The sequence below is a fragment of the Pseudohongiella acticola genome, from assembly GCF_001758195.1.
Lineage (GTDB): Bacteria > Pseudomonadota > Gammaproteobacteria > Pseudomonadales > Pseudohongiellaceae > Pseudohongiella > Pseudohongiella acticola.
In genome coordinates this window covers 1,636,706-1,653,380 of record NZ_MASR01000001.1, presented here as the reverse complement: position 1 = coordinate 1,653,380, position 16,675 = coordinate 1,636,706, and the positions used below count along the sequence as shown (strand labels likewise).

Annotated in this window: 18 protein-coding genes; 12 read left to right on the top strand and 6 right to left on the bottom strand. The window is 56.2% G+C overall.

The window, feature by feature from the left end; all coding sequences use genetic code 11:
• Nucleotides 1-14: 14 nt before the first annotated feature.
• A complete protein-coding gene (locus PHACT_RS06970) occupies nt 15-404 on the bottom strand; it encodes a DUF4168 domain-containing protein (protein WP_070116524.1) in 390 nt (129 codons plus the stop codon).
• 469 nt (nt 405-873) lie between these two features.
• Here PHACT_RS06970 and hisB point away from each other — a divergent pair, with 469 nt between their 5' ends.
• From hisB to hisF, 4 genes are read left to right on the top strand one after another with little or no spacing between them, the layout of a single operon-like run.
• A complete protein-coding gene (gene hisB / locus PHACT_RS06965) occupies nt 874-1,476 on the top strand; it encodes an imidazoleglycerol-phosphate dehydratase HisB (protein WP_139141554.1) in 603 nt (200 codons plus the stop codon).
• A gap of 49 nt (nt 1,477-1,525) precedes the next feature.
• Nucleotides 1,526-2,179, top strand: a complete 654-nt coding sequence (hisH, locus tag PHACT_RS06960; RefSeq protein WP_070116522.1) for an imidazole glycerol phosphate synthase subunit HisH — start codon at nt 1,526-1,528, stop codon at nt 2,177-2,179.
• Nucleotides 2,180-2,228: 49 nt separating this feature from the next.
• Entirely contained in the window at nt 2,229-3,005 is a 777-nt protein-coding gene (gene hisA / locus PHACT_RS06955; RefSeq protein ID WP_070116521.1) for a 1-(5-phosphoribosyl)-5-[(5-phosphoribosylamino)methylideneamino]imidazole-4-carboxamide isomerase, read from the top strand.
• 1 nt (nt 3,006) lies between these two features.
• Nucleotides 3,007-3,789 (top strand): imidazole glycerol phosphate synthase subunit HisF, encoded by a 783-nt coding sequence (gene hisF / locus PHACT_RS06950; protein WP_070116520.1) that lies wholly within the window; start codon nt 3,007-3,009, stop codon nt 3,787-3,789.
• Nucleotides 3,790-3,892: 103 nt separating this feature from the next.
• On the opposite strand, the gene PHACT_RS06945 is transcribed toward hisF, so the two are convergent.
• From PHACT_RS06945 to gpmI, 4 genes are all read right to left on the bottom strand, one after another.
• Nucleotides 3,893-4,912 carry a divergent polysaccharide deacetylase family protein gene (locus PHACT_RS06945; RefSeq protein ID WP_083264406.1) on the bottom strand — a complete coding sequence of 340 codons (1,020 nt, stop codon included), beginning with the start codon at nt 4,910-4,912 and terminating at the stop codon, nt 3,893-3,895.
• On the bottom strand, nt 4,909-6,405 hold the full coding sequence (locus PHACT_RS06940) for a S41 family peptidase (protein ID WP_070116519.1): 1,497 nt from the start codon (nt 6,403-6,405) through the stop codon (nt 4,909-4,911). Before PHACT_RS06940 ends, PHACT_RS06945 begins: the two co-directional genes overlap by 4 nt.
• 83 nt (nt 6,406-6,488) lie before the next feature.
• Entirely contained in the window at nt 6,489-7,673 is a 1,185-nt protein-coding gene (locus PHACT_RS06935; RefSeq protein WP_070116518.1) for a murein hydrolase activator EnvC family protein, read from the bottom strand.
• Entirely contained in the window at nt 7,670-9,214 is a 1,545-nt protein-coding gene (gene gpmI, locus PHACT_RS06930; protein WP_070116517.1) for a 2,3-bisphosphoglycerate-independent phosphoglycerate mutase, read from the bottom strand. Before gpmI ends, PHACT_RS06935 begins: the two co-directional genes overlap by 4 nt.
• Nucleotides 9,215-9,370: 156 nt before the next feature.
• Between gpmI and PHACT_RS06925 the strand changes: the two genes are divergently transcribed.
• Nucleotides 9,371-10,060 carry a rhodanese-like domain-containing protein gene (locus PHACT_RS06925; protein ID WP_070116516.1) on the top strand — a complete coding sequence of 230 codons (690 nt, stop codon included), beginning with the start codon at nt 9,371-9,373 and terminating at the stop codon, nt 10,058-10,060.
• A gap of 59 nt (nt 10,061-10,119) precedes the next feature.
• On the top strand, nt 10,120-10,626 hold the full coding sequence (gene secB / locus PHACT_RS06920; RefSeq protein WP_070116515.1) for a protein-export chaperone SecB: 507 nt from the start codon (nt 10,120-10,122) through the stop codon (nt 10,624-10,626).
• A 46-nt stretch (nt 10,627-10,672) separates the two neighbouring features.
• Here the strand turns inward: secB and PHACT_RS06915 are convergent, their stop codons facing one another.
• Nucleotides 10,673-11,137 carry a tRNA (cytidine(34)-2'-O)-methyltransferase gene (locus PHACT_RS06915; protein WP_070118204.1) on the bottom strand — a complete coding sequence of 155 codons (465 nt, stop codon included), beginning with the start codon at nt 11,135-11,137 and terminating at the stop codon, nt 10,673-10,675.
• Nucleotides 11,138-11,265: 128 nt separating this feature from the next.
• On the opposite strand from PHACT_RS06915, the gene PHACT_RS06910 reads away from it, so the two are divergent.
• The 6 genes from PHACT_RS06910 to PHACT_RS06885 are packed head-to-tail and all read left to right on the top strand — an operon-like array spanning nt 11,266 to nt 16,667.
• Complete coding sequence (locus PHACT_RS06910; RefSeq protein ID WP_070116514.1) at nt 11,266-12,210, top strand: type IV pilus biogenesis protein PilM; 945 nt, start codon at nt 11,266-11,268, stop codon at nt 12,208-12,210.
• On the top strand, nt 12,210-12,818 hold the full coding sequence (locus PHACT_RS06905) for a hypothetical protein (protein ID WP_070116513.1): 609 nt from the start codon (nt 12,210-12,212) through the stop codon (nt 12,816-12,818). The genes PHACT_RS06910 and PHACT_RS06905 overlap by 1 nt, the downstream gene beginning before the upstream one ends.
• Nucleotides 12,818-13,522, top strand: coding sequence for a hypothetical protein (locus PHACT_RS06900; RefSeq protein ID WP_070116512.1), 705 nt, complete (start codon nt 12,818-12,820; stop codon nt 13,520-13,522). The genes PHACT_RS06905 and PHACT_RS06900 overlap by 1 nt, the downstream gene beginning before the upstream one ends.
• Nucleotides 13,515-13,886 (top strand): hypothetical protein, encoded by a 372-nt coding sequence (locus PHACT_RS06895; protein WP_139141460.1) that lies wholly within the window; start codon nt 13,515-13,517, stop codon nt 13,884-13,886. The genes PHACT_RS06900 and PHACT_RS06895 overlap by 8 nt, the downstream gene beginning before the upstream one ends.
• Nucleotides 13,887-13,928: 42 nt before the next feature.
• Entirely contained in the window at nt 13,929-15,728 is a 1,800-nt protein-coding gene (locus PHACT_RS16620; RefSeq protein ID WP_070116510.1) for a type II secretion system protein GspD, read from the top strand.
• Between the two features lie 18 nt (nt 15,729-15,746).
• A complete protein-coding gene (locus tag PHACT_RS06885) occupies nt 15,747-16,667 on the top strand; it encodes an ExeA family protein (protein WP_070116509.1) in 921 nt (306 codons plus the stop codon).
• The last annotated feature ends 8 nt before the right edge of the window (nt 16,668-16,675 follow it).

Genomic DNA, 16,675 nt, shown 5'->3' with positions numbered 1-16,675 from the left:
TCCGGAATGAAGTCTCAGGACTCCATCTCTTCAGCTATCGCAGTCTCCAGTTCAGCCATCAACTCCTCGTCGGCGGCCGCCAGCTGGATGATCTGGTTATACTGCTGAATGGAAATGTCGTTGTCAGTTACTGCTTCCTGCATCTCCGCCTGAGCCTGCTGTTGCAGGGTGCTGGCCTGATTCTCGTCAGTGACAGCCTGGAGTTGTTCGGCATAGCGCATCTGAATAGACATGATGTCACCATAGGCATCAACAAACTTTGCTTTCAGGTCGGCGTCAATGTCAGCAGCGCTTTGTGGCACATCGGCAGCAGGTTCAGTCGGTGCGGCCTGCTGGGCATGCGCAACGCTGGCAGTAAAAATGAGCGCAAACAGGGCGTGCAGGCCGAGTAATTTCTTAATCATGGTTAACTCCTTTACAACGTCACCGGAGTTGCTGCAATCGCGGTTAGCATGATACTGCTGAAACCTAAAAATGTATTTTAAATACAAAGATGTAGCGCGACTAAACAACAGCGCGTGACTTATTGATGGTATGCCGTTACAGCGCGAGCACCAGAGTGCAGTCTGCGGCTGAGCCTGTCAGGGCTGGCACCTTGCGTGTCAATACACATACTTGTGAATCGTTACAGACCATACTAGCTGGGACGAGCTGTGTCCAGTTGACTGTCCCGGGTATGGGCAGCAGCTCACAGTCCCAGTGCTTGCAGTAGCACGTCATCGCTGGTGTTGGTGGCGTTGGCAGCATTCACAAACAAAGCGCGGGTCAGCAAAGCTGGCCCCTGGGGCTCGCAAAGGCGTATAATGCGCGCGCATTTTCACGTTTCTTATTCGAATGAGCGAATCAGCCCGGGATTTATCCATGAGCACACCCATGACCACAGAAAAGCCCGATCGTCAGGCCAGTGTAGAGCGCAATACCAAAGAGACACAGATTCGCGTGAGCGTGAACCTGGATGGTAGCGGCGAACTTAAGTGCCAGACCGGCCTGCCATTTCTTGATCACATGCTGGATCAGGTAGCGCGTCATGGTTTGATCGATCTGGACATTCATGCCGTAGGCGATCTGGACATAGATGCTCACCACACAGTGGAAGATCTGGGTATCACCCTGGGTCAGGCGTTTTACAAGGCGCTGGATCGCAAAGGTATCCGCCGCTATGGGCACGCGTATGTGCCGCTTGATGAAGCCCTGTCCCGTGTCGTGGTCGATTTTTCCGGCCGCCCGGGTCTTGAGTTCAATGTGCCGTTTACCCGAGCCTCGGTGGGTGGCTTTGATGTCGATCTGTTTTATGAGTTCTTCCAGGGTTTTGTCAATCACGCGCTGGTGACGCTGCACATCGACAATCTGCGCGGCCAGAACAGCCACCATCAGGTTGAGACCGTGTTCAAGGCCTTCGGCCGTGCTCTGCGTATGGCGATGGAAATTGATCCGCGCAGCGCGGACGTGATTCCGTCGACCAAAGGCAGTTTGTAAGCAGCCAGTTGGTTAAAGCCAGTTTGAAAAAATCCGGACCCTCTGAATTATGAACAACGTAGCCGTCATAGACTATGGCATGGGCAATCTCCATTCTGTTGCCAAAGCAATGGAAAGTCTGGGCAAAGACGTCCGCGTCGATGTTACCGGTGATGCAGAGCGTATTCTGGCCGCCGACCGCATTATTTTCCCAGGCGTTGGCGCCATCCGCGACTGCATGGCAGAAATACGTCGACTGGGTGTTGATGCCATCGTCACTGAGGCGCTGGCGCAAGGCAAACCGGTGCTGGCTATCTGTGTTGGTATGCAGGCATTGATGAACAGCAGTGAAGAAAATGGTCGCGTTGACTGTCTGGGGCTGCTGCCCGGCTCAGTGAAGCGATTTGGTGGCGGCAACAGCCTGCTTGATGTGGACGGTCAGCGCTTAAAAGTCCCACACATGGGATGGAACTGTGTTCAGCAACGTGGCGAACATCCCCTGTGGCATAACATTGCAGATGATAGCCGGTTCTATTTTGTGCACAGCTATTTTGTCGCGCCGGATAATGATGATCAAGTATCAGGTGTCACTGAATACGGTCAAGTGTTCGCGGCGGCGTTGAGCAAGGACTCTTTATTTGCTGTGCAATTCCATCCGGAAAAGAGTCAGCACTGCGGTCTGCAGTTGCTGAACAATTTCCTGCACTGGGACGGGCGCGTCTGAACAACAGTCGCGAGTCAGAGTTTCAAAATTTTATGTCAAGGTGTGAACAATGTTGGTAATCCCTGCAATCGATCTTAAAGACGGCCAGTGCGTGCGGCTGCGGCAGGGCCGCATGGAAGATTCCACGGTTTTTTCCGACGACCCGGTCAAAACCGCAGGTCACTGGAGAGATCAGGGGGCGCGTCGACTTCACCTGGTCGACCTGAACGGCGCGTTTGCCGGGGAGCCGGTCAACGGCGCAATTGTGGAGGCCATCGCCAGAGCCTATCCGGACCTGCCATTGCAGATCGGCGGCGGTATCCGCGATCTTGAGACCATTGAATATTATCTCAATGTCGGTGTTAAACATGTGATCATCGGCACCCAGGCGGTCAGGCATCCGCCGTTTGTGGCCGAAGCCTGCAAAGCGTTTCCGGGTCGTATCATTGTCGGGCTCGACGCCAAAGATGGCTGGGTAGCGACCGACGGGTGGGCGGAAGTGTCTACGGTCAATGTCGTCGATCTCGCCCGTCAGTTTGCCGACAATGGCGTTGAAGCAATTATTTATACCGACATTGCCCGTGATGGCATGATGCAGGGTGTCAATGTCGAAGCCACCCTGCGGCTGGCGCGCGCATCCACAATACCGGTCATTGCCTCTGGTGGTGTCAGTCGAATGGATGACATAGAAGGCTTGTGTCAGGTTGCTAGAACTGAGGTCGGCGCGGGTATCATGGGTGCCATTACCGGTCGCGCGATCTATGAAGGTGCGCTGGACCTGGCGCAGGCGCAGGCATACTGCGACCGCTTTGCCGGCGGCGCAGAGAACACCGGGGCGGGAGCGTAATATGGCACTGGCTAAGCGCATCATTCCCTGCCTGGACTGCGACAAGGGTCGTGTTGTCAAAGGCGTCAAGTTTCTTGATATCCGTGACGCAGGTGACCCGGTCGAGATCGCAAAACGTTACAGTGACGCCGGCGCCGACGAAATAACCTTTCTTGATATCACGGCCTCCAGCGAAGGCCGGGAAACTACGGTCAAGACCGTTGAAGCCATCGCCAGTCAGGTGTTCATTCCGCTGACCGTGGGCGGCGGTATTCGGACTCTGGAAGACATTCGTACCATGCTGAACGCGGGTGCAGACAAGATAGCGATCAATACTGCCGCGGTGACCAGTCCTGAATTTGTGCGTGCGGCAGCGCAGCGATTTGGTTCGCAGTGCATTGTTGTTGCCGTCGACGCTAAAAGAGTCAGCGCAGTAGACGAACCTGGCCGATGGGAGATCTTCACTCACGGTGGTCGTAAGCCGACGGGCCTGGATGTCATTGACTGGGTCAAGCGCATGGTCAGTTATGGCGCCGGTGAAATCCTGCTCACCAGCATGGATCGTGACGGCACCAAAATTGGCTTTGATCTGGAATTGAACAGGGCGGTCAGCGATGCGGTTGATGTTCCCGTGATCGCATCCGGTGGCGTTGGCAATCTGCAGCACCTGGCCGATGGCGTGACCCAAGGCGGTGCGGACGCGGTACTGGCGGCCAGCATTTTCCACTTTGGCGAACACAGTATCCCCGAGGCCAAGCAGTTCATGGCCGATCAGGGCATTACCATGCGGCTGGATATTAGCTGACGCGAAGGCTGGGTTTCTGGCTTTGCTTGTGGAGACTCACGTTGCGCCACAGCAGTTGACCGCTGGCACCATCGCGAGCCTGTAAGCCGATGATTAAAACCGGTCAGGGAAACGTGAGCAGCGCTGAGGCAGGCACCAGCGTAATTTCAAGTGCGGGCAGGTCGTCCAGTGCCTGCTCCAGATACTCAAGTGTCTCCGGATAGGGGTGTCCTATCGCCACGGCAAAACCCTGGCTGCGCGCGATGTCCAGTGCGCGCTTAAACTCGCGATCGATTGCTTCGTGTGAGGCTTCGTTGTCCAGGAAGACGTGCCGTTTCATCGTAGGCACCTGATTCTCAAGAGCGACTCTTGCCGCCACACTTTTACCGGTGGTCATGCTGTCGACAAAAAACAGGTCCTGCGCTTTCAGTTCCCGCATGACCCATTGCATGGGCTGTTCGACGGCGGTCAGCTCACTGCCCGTGTGATTGTTGACGCCGGCGATGTGAGGGATGTCAGCAATTGCTGCGCGCAGGGTCTGCGTGAATTCTGCCTCGGTCAGGGTCAGAGTCAGTCCGCCTTCTCCCAGTGCCATGCCTGCCAGATTACTCATCGGTGCGTGCAGCATGACTTCCTTGCCGGCGTCATGGGCCATCTGTGCCAGCATTTTGCCGTGTGGTGTGAACGGCAATACGGCGTAGGTGATAGCGCCCGGAAGGTTGACCGCTCGTTCACCAGCCTCGGCGTTGTAGCCGATGTCATCCAGTATGATGGCCAGTCGGTTGACGGCAATCACCGTAGTGTCGACGACAGGCTCGTCGGCGTTGGCAGCTATCGTGTGTTCCGGCGCTGGTGCGTCAATTCCAGCTGTGTCGGTGGCAGGCGTCTCAGTGAAATCCAGTGTGCTTGTATCGCTGACTCCGTTATTATTGCTATCACTAGCGGTGTCACTGATCATGCTGCCGGTGGCTTCATCAGGTGTATCGAAAGCCGCCTGTTCGGTGCCGTCAGGATCGCTGTCAGCCAGCGCTACCATCAGAATCAGTCCAGACAACAACGCAGCCGCCAACGCGATATGGGTATTACCCGGTTGTGCCGCGAAGCTTCGCCAGCGCTTGATGAAGCTGTCGACGTGTTTGTTCATTCCTCGCTCTGGCGACGTTGCCGCCCGCTCTCCATGATGTGCCAGCCTTTGAGCAGCGTCAGGGCTTCGTTTAACTGGTAGTCACTGACCACAATCTGTTCCGAACTGGTAATTGGGGTCGGTGCGTTGTTGCCTGGCTCTGACTCGTCGGCGCCAGGCAGGTGACCCTCCAGGTCGCGTTCAGAGTAGATGCCGCGTCGTGGCATCTGGCGTGTCACCAGCGCTTCATCAACAACGATATCGGGCTCGATTCCCTGCGCCTGAATTGAACGGCCGGACGGAGTAAAGTAAAGCGACGTGGTTAGCTTAAGGGCGCGTTCGTTGTTAAGTGGCAACACCGACTGAACCGAACCTTTGCCAAAACTGCGTGTGCCCATGATAACGGCACGGCCTTGATCCTGTAGTGCGCCGGCAACAATTTCGGCAGCCGAGGCTGAGCCGGTGTTAATCAGCACCACCAGCGGTACGCCGTCGCTGGGGTCAGCGCTGGTGGCAAAGAAATTGCCATCGGAATCGTCAAAGCGACCTTCGGTGTAAACGATCTGGCCGCTGGAGATAAAGGCATCAACCACCTGGACCGATGACTGCAGAATGCCACCCGGGTTGTTGCGCAGGTCCAGAACCAGACCATTGAGTGTGCCATTTGACTCTTTCATTTCATTGAGAGCATCAACAACGTCGCGTCCGGTGTTGGTCCGGAACTGAGCGATGCGAAGATAGCCAAAGCCCGGCTCGAGCATGCGATGACGCACGCTGGTAGCAGAGATCACTTCGCGGGTCAGGGTGACGTCAATGGGTTCGGATTCGGTATTGCGCATCAGGGTAATGTCGACATCACTGCCGGGCTCGCCACGCAGCATTTCTACTGCATCATTGATCAGCATGTCGCGAACCGGGCGGCCGTTGATTTCCACAATCAGGTCGCCTGGCATCACGCCTGCGCGTGCCGCTGGCGTATCATCAACCGGTGTGATGACCTTGATGTAACCGTCTTCTTCGCCGACCTCAATGCCCAGGCCACCAAACTCGCCTTCGGTGCTTTCCTGCAGGTTGTCGTAATCGTCTGCGCTCAGGTAAGCAGAGTGTGGATCGAGTCCGGCCAGCATGCCGCGGATGGCATAATCAATCAGGGTCCGGTCGTCGATATCTGACACATAGGCGGTACGAATCGCCTCCAGGGCTTCAGCGAACAGGCGGACCTCTTCGATAGGCAAGGGTCGGACACGGCTGTCAGAACTGATGTTGTTGGTGCTATCAACGCCGGTGACTTCCGGGGGCGCGTCGCTCGCATCCAGGTCAATGATGCCTGCTTCGGGTTCGACCACTGGCTGGGCAGCAGCGCTGAAGGCAGCTCCCATACCGGTGGCGAACATTGCCAGCAGCAGTGCACGCTGACAAACGCCGCGCACGCGGGCGACACTGTGATGTCTGCCGGCGGTTGCGATTGTGTGATTCGTGCTGCCTGTGACAAAGGCGGTGATACTTGACAACATGTCTGCTCCTGCGATCCTGTGATTAGCTGTTAAGACCGTACTGATTTGCATTCTATGCGCTTGCGGCTTCGCTGGGTAGCCATTCAGTCAGCGGCGGTCAGCCAGTCCTGCGGATTCAGTGTCCGGCTGTTCTGCCGGATTTCGAAATACACACCCGGCGCGCCATTGCCAGCATCGCTTCCCGACACGGCCAGCGCCTCACCCCGATTGACCCAGTCCCCGGTCCCTTTGGTGAAATTCTGCATGTGGGCATACAGGCTGATATAGCTGTTGCCATGGTCGACTACAATCAGGTTGCCGGATCCTCGCAGCCAGTCTGCGAACACCACCCGTCCATTGTGCACGGCTCTGACCGTGGTGCCGGATTCGGTGCCGATGATAATGCCCTGGCGCTGCAGGCTGCCGCCATAGGTCTGGCCAAAGCGGGCCAGTATGTCGCCGCTGACTGGCCAGGGCAGCTCGCCACGGGCCTCAGCAAACGGCGTTGCGTCTTCCGGCGCGGGGATATCAACGATAATACGATTGATCTCGTCAATCAGTTCCTGCAGATGCTCACGATCCTGCAGCAGTTGCTCAAGTTCATTGCGGCGCAGGGCCATGTCGGCATTGAGGCTGGCAATCAGGCGGGTGCGCTCGCGCTGGCTGTTCTCCAGGTTTTCGCGCTGGATTGCCAGCGCGGCATTGCTTGTGGCCAGCGTGGTCTGGGTCTGATCAATGTCGGCGCGTGTCTGCGCCAGTGCCTCCAGCGTTTGCTGAAACTGACGAATCTGCTGCAAACGGTCTTCGTTGAAAGCACTAAAATAAACCATCATACGTTGAGCGGTCGTCGGATCCTGTTGCGTCAATAACAGTTGCAACTGGCTGTCACCGCCACTGATGTAGCTGGCGCGCAGGGCGCGGGCAACAATGGTGCGCTGGGTTTCGCTGTCGGCCAGCAGCCGGTCCTGCTGCTGATTCAGCTCGCCCAGTTCCGCATCCAGGCGCGCGATATCCTGCTGATTGCTGGCGATGTCCTGATTGATGTCGTCAATACGCTGGTTCAGCTCACTGAGCGCCGCTTCCTCTTCTGAGCGCTGGCTGCGCGCCTGTTGCAGCCAGTTCTCGATCTGCCCGATGCTGTCATCCAGCGCGGCCAGTTGCGCCTCCGTTGCTTCCTGCTGCGCATGGGCGGGCCAGGCGATACTGAGCGCTGCCAGCCCCAGCCCGAAAACCAGCGCAACGGCGGGCATCATGCGTCTGTCGCGCGTGTCTGCCGCAGTCGCCGTCATGGTGCCATCAGCACATGGCCGGTCATCTCGGCCGGCACCTCCATGTCCATCAGTTTGAGCAGTGTCGGTGCAATGTCAGACAGCGCTCCCTCCTGCGTGAAGCGCCAGGTGCGTTCGCCGACATAAACCAGAGGCACCGGGCCGCTGGTATGCGAGGTCAGCGCCTGACCTGATTCGGCATCCAGCATCTGCTCCACGTTGCCGTGATCGGCAGTGATCAGACACTGGCCGCCACTATCGCGAATCGCCTTCATCAACTGCCCCAGACACTTATCAAGTGTTTCCACCGCCTTTACCGCTGCTTCAAAACTGCCGGTGTGGCCCACCATGTCGCCATTGGCATAATTACAGATGATGGCGTCGTATTCGCCAGAACGAATGGCGGCGTCGAGTTTGTCGGTGACTTCCGGTGCGCTCATTTCCGGCTTCAGGTCATAGGTGGCAACATCGGGTGAAGGCACCAGAATACGGTCTTCGCCCTCGTAAGGCTGCTCGCGTCCGCCGCTGAAGAAAAATGTGACATGGGCATATTTTTCGGTTTCAGCAATGCGCAACTGGGTACGGCCCTGGCTGGCCAGGTATTCGCCCAGCGTGTTGTGCAGGGATTGGGGCGGGTAAGCACAATGTGTGAATGACTTCAGATCGGCCGAGTATTCCGTCAGTGTGACAAACTCGGCGAGCCTGGGCGCAGATTTGCGCTCGAAACCGTCGAACTCTGGATTCACGAAGGCATTGGCGAGCTGGCGGGCGCGATCGGCACGGAAATTCATGAACACCACGCTGTCGCCATCGGTCATGGGGACGGCGTCGCCAATGCGGGTCGCTTTGACGAACTCATCATCTTCCTCGCGCGCATAGGCAGCATTCAGTGCAGCATCAACTGAATCGGAGTGATAGTCGGCCTCGCCCAGCGTGATCAGGTCATAAGCGCTCTGCATGCGATCCCAGCGCTGGTCACGATCCATGGCAAAATAACGCCCGACAATAGACACAATGCGTCCGATGCCGGCATCGTTCAGTGCTTTTTCCACCTTCTGCAGTGACGCCATGGCGCTTCGCGGAGGCATGTCCCGGCCGTCCAGAAAGGCGTGCAGGTAAACCTGTTTCACGCCCTTGTCTTTTGCCAGTTTGATCATTGCCAGAATATGGTTTTCGTGACTGTGGATGCCGCCGGGTGACAGCAGGCCCATGATATGCAGTGATTTTTTGTTGGCGGCAGCCGTGCTGGCGGCGTCGGCCAGTACCTTGTTGTCAAAAAAATCACCGGTCTCAATCGCCTTGTCGATCATGGTCAGGCTTTGATACACCACGCGCCCTGCGCCCAGGTTCATGTGACCGACTTCGGAATTACCCATCTGGCCACTGGGCAGTCCCACATCAATACCCGATGTCGTAATCAGTGTATGGGGGCATTCGCGCCAGAGTTGGTCCCATACCGGCGTGTTGGCAGCAGCGATGGCATTGGAGTCGGTTTCTTCGCGGTGGCCCCAGCCATCAAGAATCAGTAGCAGGGCAGTGCGGCGCGGCGTGTTGGCGGTCATGAATGGCCTCTATGCGTTGTGGGATTTCTGGTCATTATTATCGCGGAAACGGTGGCAAAGTACCATTGCCGGCCACAGCCGTGTATACTTCGCAGCCTTGCAACGGCGTAACACCGCATTGATACCACATCAGGATATTTCAGGGCTTTAGACGTCATGGAGCAGTATTTAGAATTTATCGGTAATAATCTGGTACTTGTGGGTATCTGGATTGCACTGGCTTTGGCGCTGATTTTTCATCGCAGCAAGACTGGTGCGCAGGCTGTGGGTCCGCAGCAGGCGGTGATGATGATCAACCGCAACGATGCTGTGGTGCTCGATATCCGCGAAAAAAAGGATTATGACACCGGGCACATTGTTGATTCGGTGCACATCCCGCACACAAAACTCGGTGCTCAGGTTGCGGGTCCGGATAAAGAGCTGGAAAAAATGAAATCCCGCCCCATTATTGTTGTATGCAAAATGGGACAGCATTCGGGAGATGCCTGCAAGATTCTGCGCAGTGCGGGTTTTGATCAGGTTGTAAAGCTACGCGGCGGAATGGCCGAGTGGCGGGCGCAGAATCTGCCTTTGATACAGAAGGCTGAGAAGTCCAAGGGCGCTGATAAAAAAGGGGCTGATAAGAAGGCAGGCAAAAAAGCTGCTAAACCCCGGCCCCGTAAAGGTGACAAAGCTACCGCAAACTCAGCGCCTGAGTTGGCCCCGGTGGCCGACCCGCTAGCGGGCCCGGCAGTCAGTGCCAGTGATGAGGCCGGATCAGTAGCCCCGGAAGCGTCGCAGCCCGAAGACGGCAGGACCGCGGAAGCGCCGGCCGGGCAGGAAGAGGTCAGGCAAGACAACAGGTAACACCGTAGTAAGGTTTGAATTTTTCATAAACGACTGAAAGCAAGAGAGACTGTTTTATCATGGCAGAGAACGAAAACAACCAGAATGGTAACGCGGCCGCCGCACAGGGCGACCAGCAACAGGGTCCGATGTTTGCACTGCAGCGCATCTACTTGAAGGACACCTCTTTCGAATCCCCCAAAAGCCCGGATGTATTCAAGGGTCAGTGGGCGCCGAAGATCACGTTTAACCTGAACACCAGCAACGAGAAGCTGGACGAGGGCGTTTACAACGTTGTCCTGCGTCTGACAATCGAAGCCAAACAGGAAGATGCAATTGCGTTCCTGGTGGAGGTTCAGCAAGCGGGCATTTTCACGCTGGACCGTTTCAACGAAGGCGACCTTGAGCGCGCACTGGCCACTGTATGCCCGAACATCCTGTTCCCGTATGCACGTGAAACTATCGACGCACTGGTTGTGCGCGGCAGCTTCCCGCCTGTCATGCTGGCACCGGTCAATTTTGATGCCGTTTACGCGCAATCAAAAGCACAGAAAGAGCAGCAGGGCCAGGCCGCTCCGCAAGCCTGATCTGCACTTGAGCGGCCTGTTGTAAAACGTTTTCAACAGGCCGCTGCTAGGTGAGGCCGGAGAATCCGGTCTGACGCAACGCCTCATACAGGCCAATTGCCACTGAATTGGATAAATTCAGGCTACGGCTGTCAGCCTGCATGGGGATTCGCACGAGTTGCGACGCTGGCAGTGCTTCCCGAATATCAGCGGGCAACCCTCGGGTTTCCGGTCCGAACAATAATCCGTCTCCAGCCTGGTACAGCACGCTACTGTAGCTCTGCGTAGTTTTGGTAGTAAACGCTAACAACCGCTGCACTGCAGACCCTTCAAGGAATTGCGTCCAGTTTTGCCAGCGCTTTACGTTGCTTAGCGCATGGTAATCAAGTCCGGCGCGCCGCACGCTCTTTTCACTTAAATCAAAACCCAGTGGTTCGATCAGATGCAGGCAGGCGCCGGTATTGGCCGCCAGACGGATGATGTTGCCGGTATTGGGCGGGATCTCGGGTTGGTACAAAACGATATGTATCAAGTCGTTATTCAATTTATTCTGTCAAATAGACCCCAAATATACCCCTGAAGCCGGCTTTTTGCTATAGAATCTGGCTACTTAAGCTTTATAATTCAACAATTTTAGGCGCTGGGGAAAGGAGACGGTTTTTGCTGGCATTGTTTGGTAAGAAAAAGCGCGCGGAAGGTCTGGTCGGCTTGTCGATCAATGACCAGCGTATCGCGCTGGCTCATATCACGCGCACGCGAGACGATGTGTTTCTGGAGAACTGCGTCAGGCGGGATATCACTGCCACGACTTCACGTCACCAGCAATTGGCCGATATAGTGGCTGAGGCAGGCCTTGTCGGTGCCGAATGCAGCTGTGTGCTGGGGCCGCGGGATTACAATATTTACCTGGTTGAGTCGCCACAGGTTGCAGAAGACGAAGTCAGTGCTGCCGTGCGCTGGAAGATCAAGGACTTGCTGGACATGCCTGTCGATCAGGCGGTGGTTGATGTTTTTGCCTTGCCCGAGCAGGCGTTTCAGGGCCGCAGCAAAATGGTATATGCCGTGGCTGCCTCGCGAACCGCGGTGGCAGAGCTGATTGATACCGTCGATCGCGCCGGTCTCCAGCTTCAGTCCATCGATATTCCGGAACTGGCGATGCGCAATATCAGCACTCAGGTGATGGATGATCGCAATGGCCTGGCATTCATTTCACTGAAAGAAAGCGGCAGCACCATGAATGTCAGCCGCAACGGTGAGCTTTACCTGACGCGCAAGATCAACACGCAAGTAGGGCCCGACGCGCTCATGCAGGATGACTGGGAAATGGTGCGAGACCGGCTGGCGCTGGAGATTCAGCGGTCTCTGGACTATTACGAAAGTCAGATGGGGCAAAATCCCATCAACCAGATCATGATTGCGCCCCGACTCAAGGATACCGAGTCGATGATGAACAGCCTGGGCGAAGCACTGGCGGCGCCAGTCGGGGTGCTTGATTACATCCATGAGCTGGCGTCTCCCGATTCAGTGACTGCAGAAATGAAAGGTGCATGCATGATGGCAATAGGTGCGGGCTTGCGCACAGATTTGGTTGGGGGAGGTCAGTAATGGCAGCAACCACGCAACAGATCAACCTGCTGCTGCCGGAGTTGCGACCACGCCGTGACTGGCTGAACGCTGCGCGTTTGTCACTGGTGTTGGTCGCCATTGTGACCGTGTTGTTGTTGAATGCCGGCTGGACTGCCTGGCAGTCAGGGCGGCTAGCCGATCAGTTGGAAGTGGCGCAGGCGGCCTTGAATGCGCAGACCGAACGCACAGAAGAGATTGAGCGCGATGTCGCGGGCCGCGCCACCGATCAGGCGCTGATTCGTGAAATGGAAAGCCGGGAGCAGCGACTGGCGCAATCGCGTGAATTGTATGATTTCATGAGTACAACAACACTGGGCAATCTGAGCGGTTACTCTGAGCACCTGAAGGATCTGTCCCGGGCGTCGTTTCCCGGGCTCTGGTTGCGGCAATTCAGCATCAGCGGTGACGCGTCGCACGTGCTTCTGCAAGGCAGTGCGCAACAGGCCGCTATGTTGCCTGACTTTGTCGGTCGCTTAAGCATGGGAGACAGCGAAATCCGCAACCAGCGTTTCAGTCGTCTGACATCAACACGAACACGGGCAGGCACTGACGAGCCTGTGTACGATTTTGTGCTGGAGACCAACTGATGAGCCCAAAAGACCAGATACGTCGTATTGAAGACAGCTTCGACAGTCGCTCAATGGCAGAAAAATGCCTGATCGGGCTCCTGCTGGTCGTGCTGGTCGTCTGGGCATTCAATGCTTTGTACCTGACACCGCGCCGGGACGCAAATACGGCCCTGTCGCGGCAGATCACTGCCGCCGGATCGCAATTGGCAGTGATGCAGCAGCGTGAACGGCAGGCAGAAATATCAGCCACTCAGGACCCCAATCAGGCGGCCAGGCAGCGAATAGAACGGGCCATCGCAGCGCAGGCGGAATTACAGGGCGACATTGAGCAACTCGCCGGCAATCTGGTGACGCCGCAATCGATGACGCGGTTGTTGACCTCGATTCTGGAAAGCCAGTCTGGCCTTGAGTTGGTCAAAGTTGAAAATCGCGATCCGCAGCCAATGCGACAAACATCGCCCGGGGCTGCTACAGACCAGAATCGAGATATTTCTGAGGAAGTTGATGGCCTGGCAACTGGTCAGCAGGTTTTCAAGCACAGTTTGATGCTTGACCTTGAGGGTGACTATCTGAGCCTGATTCTGTATCTGCAGCGTATAGAAGGCTTCAGCGAGCGATTTTTCTGGGATCAGATTACCTTTGCCAGGACTGAATGGCCGGTGGGCACTATTCGACTTGAAATTCACACCTTGAGCACAGAGGAGGGCTTTGTTGGTGTATAGGTTGATGCTGCTTTCGCTGTTTTTTGTCTCGGGGCTGGCTCTGGCGCAGGGCCGCAGCGTGACCATAGATGGGGAAACCTTCCGCGACCCCATGCAGCCACCCTGGGCGGTGACGGACATCAGGATAACGGAGTCAGCAGCGGCATCAGGGCCACGCCTGAGCGAGCTGAGCTTGAGTTTTGTGCGTGCCGGAGGCCTGAGTCCCGTTGCTGTGATCAATGATACCCAGGTGACGGTGGGCGATGAAATTGAGGGAGCCCCGGTTGTTGAAATACGGCCAGGTGAAGTCGTGTTGTTGATTGATGGCGAGGAGCAGGTGCTGACGCGGTTTTTGCGCCCGGTCAGAACACCAGTCGAGAATTGATATAAGTGGAGGTGCCCCTGCGGGCACATCGACGGAGTGGGAATGGTTGAGATGGCAGAAGATATAAACCAATTCGGGCTGGCAGCCAGAATCAGAGTCGGATTGACGTTGTCCGTCTGCGTGTTTCTGGTTGCCTGCGAAGCCATGGGCGCCAGGCAGCCGCCGGACGTCAGCATGCTGGATGACATGCAGGTGATTCTGGAAGATGCGGAGCAATCCTATGTCGAAGTCACGGCCGATGCGCCCAGTCAGGCGGTGGTGAATGATCTGATGCCGGATATGGCGTTGAGTGATGATTTGCTGACGCCGGTGGCCGAACGTTTTAATGTGGTTGCGTCACGCGAAAGTGCCCAGAACTTTTTTGACAATCTGGTGGCTGGTACCGATTACGGAGTTCTGGTTAACCCGCAGGTTGGCGGGGAAATCAGTATCAACCTGCCCAATGTCACCATTGATGAAGTGATGCAGGCTGTCCAGGAAACCTACGGTTACCAGATCAGTCGCCGTGACAACATCTACCAGATTCGTCCACCCGGCATGCAGACGCGCATTTTTAATATCGACTACCTTGATGTCGCTCGGTCGGGGTCGTCGAGTGTTCAGGTCACCAGTGGTGCATCGGGCAGCGGTGGTGGGTCATCCGGCGGCATTGGTGGCGGTGGCGGTGGGATCAGCGGCGGCGGCGGCGGACTTGGCGGCGGCGGAGGTGGTCTCGGCGGCGGTGGTGCTGGCGGCGGCGGTGGCGCTGGCGGTGGCGGCCAGGTATCCACGGACACTGAAACCGATTTCTGGGACAGTATTCAGGAGACCCTGGAGGAAATGTTACAGAACACAGTGGCACAGTCATCTGGCGGCAGCGGTGTGCTGGCAGGCCTGGAAGGAGGCGCAGGTGCTGCTGTAAATACTTCACGAGTGATTGTGCAGCCGCAGGTGGGCCTGATCATGGTCACAGCGGACCCGCGCGATCTCGATCGAGTGGCCGAGTATCTGGAGCGTACACAGGATATACTGTCACGCGAAGTCACCATTCAGGTGCAGTTTCTGGAGGTGGTGCTCAACAAGGGCTTCCAGACTGCCATCGATTTTGACACCTTTGGTCCGGCTGGTCTGGCTGCCAGTGACAACGAAGTCAACGCCGCATTCGGTGGCGGCAATAACGGCTCCAGTATTGACGCCATTTCCAATCCGCTGGCAGTCGTCACCAATTTTACTGATTTTGATGCTGTCTTCAGAATACTGGAGTCGCGCGGTACCACGCAGGTATTGTCCAGCCCCAGTCTGAAGGTCATGAACAATCAGAAAGCAGTGTTTCAGGACGGTGATTCCGAATTTTTCCAGACCGGTGTCGGCTCCAGTGTGATCAGTACCGGAACCTCAACAACGCAGACCTCAGGCAACAACCTGCAGTCGTTTTTCTCCGGCATTTCCATGGACATCACGCCGCAGATCAGTGACAACGGCATCATCACTCTGCACGTGCACCCGACCATCACCACGGTGACCGAGCAGACCAAGCAGATTGCTGGGGAACAGGTGCCGCTGGCCCGGCCTTCGGTTCGTGAACTGGACAGTATTATTCGCGCGCACGATGGACGTATAGTGGTCCTGGGTGGTCTGGCCTACGAGCGCAGCCTGGATGACGCAGCGGGTGTTCCAGTTGCCAATGATATCCCGCTGGTAGGCGGCGTTTTTGATCAGCGCCGTCGGACCACAGTCAAAAGTGAGTTTATTATTTTGCTGCGACCGTTAATCGCCAATGATCTGTCTGAGCAACGCCTGCTTCGTGAGGGCAATGAACGCCTGCAGCGTTTGCGAAATGACATCAATCCGTTTGCCAACTAACCAGCACAGGACAGTGCGATGTATCTAGAGCACTTTGCCATCAAGGAACTGCCGTTTTCGCTGACGCCGAATACCGAGTTCTTTCTGAACATGGCCAGCTACCATAAGGCATACAATATGCTTATGGTTTCCGTGTCCAACCGGGAAGGATTTATCAAGGTTGTGGGCGAAGTCGGTACGGGCAAAACCATGTTGTGCCGCAAAGTGCTAAATACGCTGGAAGAGAATCCGGACACCTATGTCACTGCCTATATAGCAAATCCAGTGCTTAGCCCCAAAGGGCTGTTCCTTGCATTCGCCGAAGAGCTGGGACTGGAAGCGGATTCCGATATCGGGCATCACAGTCTGCTCAAGAAAATTACCAAAGTCCTGATGAACTACTCAGCAGAAGGGCGTCAGGTGATTCTTTTTATTGATGAAGCCCACGCCATGCCAGAAAAGACGCTGGAGGCATTGCGGCTGCTGACCAATCTGGAAACGGAACAGACCAAGCTTTTTCAGGTGGTGCTGTTTGCGCAACCAGAACTGGACGAGATGTTGCGAGAGAAATCACTGCGACAATTGCTGCAGCGGATCACGTTCTCCTACCGTCTGGAATCGCTCGACCGGGAAGGGCTTGAGCGGTATGTTTCGCACCGGCTTGCCACTGCGGGATACAACGGGCCTTCGGTATTTACTGGCAAGGCCCTCGATGACGTGTTTAATGCCAGCAACGGCACACCACGAATCGTCAATATTCTTTGTCACAAGGCCCTGATGGTTGCGTTTGGTCGAGGTGAGCGCGTGGTCGATCGCGAACACATGCGTAAAGCGATTGAAGACACCGAAGGAGTCAGCCTGCCTCAGGGCGGTGTCAGGCAATATGCCGCCGCCAGCGCCGTGATGGCCGCAGGTTGTGTTGCATTAATTGTTTATCTGGTGGGTTATTACCTGCGATGAGTTTTCGC

Coding starts and splice junctions, on each gene's coding strand:
- PHACT_RS06940 (WP_070116519.1), bottom strand. CDS start 6,405: ATGTTGTCAAGTATCACCGCCTTTGTCACAGGCAGCACGAATCACACA.
- PHACT_RS06945 (WP_083264406.1), bottom strand. CDS start 4,912: ATGAACAAACACGTCGACAGCTTCATCAAGCGCTGGCGAAGCTTCGCG.
- gpmI (WP_070116517.1), bottom strand. CDS start 9,214: ATGACCGCCAACACGCCGCGCCGCACTGCCCTGCTACTGATTCTTGAT.
- secB (WP_070116515.1), top strand. CDS start 10,120: ATGGCAGAGAACGAAAACAACCAGAATGGTAACGCGGCCGCCGCACAG.
- PHACT_RS06935 (WP_070116518.1), bottom strand. CDS start 7,673: ATGACGGCGACTGCGGCAGACACGCGCGACAGACGCATGATGCCCGCC.
- hisB (WP_139141554.1), top strand. CDS start 874: ATGACCACAGAAAAGCCCGATCGTCAGGCCAGTGTAGAGCGCAATACC.
- hisH (WP_070116522.1), top strand. CDS start 1,526: ATGAACAACGTAGCCGTCATAGACTATGGCATGGGCAATCTCCATTCT.
- PHACT_RS06900 (WP_070116512.1), top strand. CDS start 12,818: ATGAGCCCAAAAGACCAGATACGTCGTATTGAAGACAGCTTCGACAGT.
- PHACT_RS06925 (WP_070116516.1), top strand. CDS start 9,371: ATGGAGCAGTATTTAGAATTTATCGGTAATAATCTGGTACTTGTGGGT.
- PHACT_RS06885 (WP_070116509.1), top strand. CDS start 15,747: ATGTATCTAGAGCACTTTGCCATCAAGGAACTGCCGTTTTCGCTGACG.
- PHACT_RS06905 (WP_070116513.1), top strand. CDS start 12,210: ATGGCAGCAACCACGCAACAGATCAACCTGCTGCTGCCGGAGTTGCGA.
- PHACT_RS16620 (WP_070116510.1), top strand. CDS start 13,929: ATGGTTGAGATGGCAGAAGATATAAACCAATTCGGGCTGGCAGCCAGA.
- hisA (WP_070116521.1), top strand. CDS start 2,229: ATGTTGGTAATCCCTGCAATCGATCTTAAAGACGGCCAGTGCGTGCGG.
- hisF (WP_070116520.1), top strand. CDS start 3,007: ATGGCACTGGCTAAGCGCATCATTCCCTGCCTGGACTGCGACAAGGGT.
- PHACT_RS06970 (WP_070116524.1), bottom strand. CDS start 404: ATGATTAAGAAATTACTCGGCCTGCACGCCCTGTTTGCGCTCATTTTT.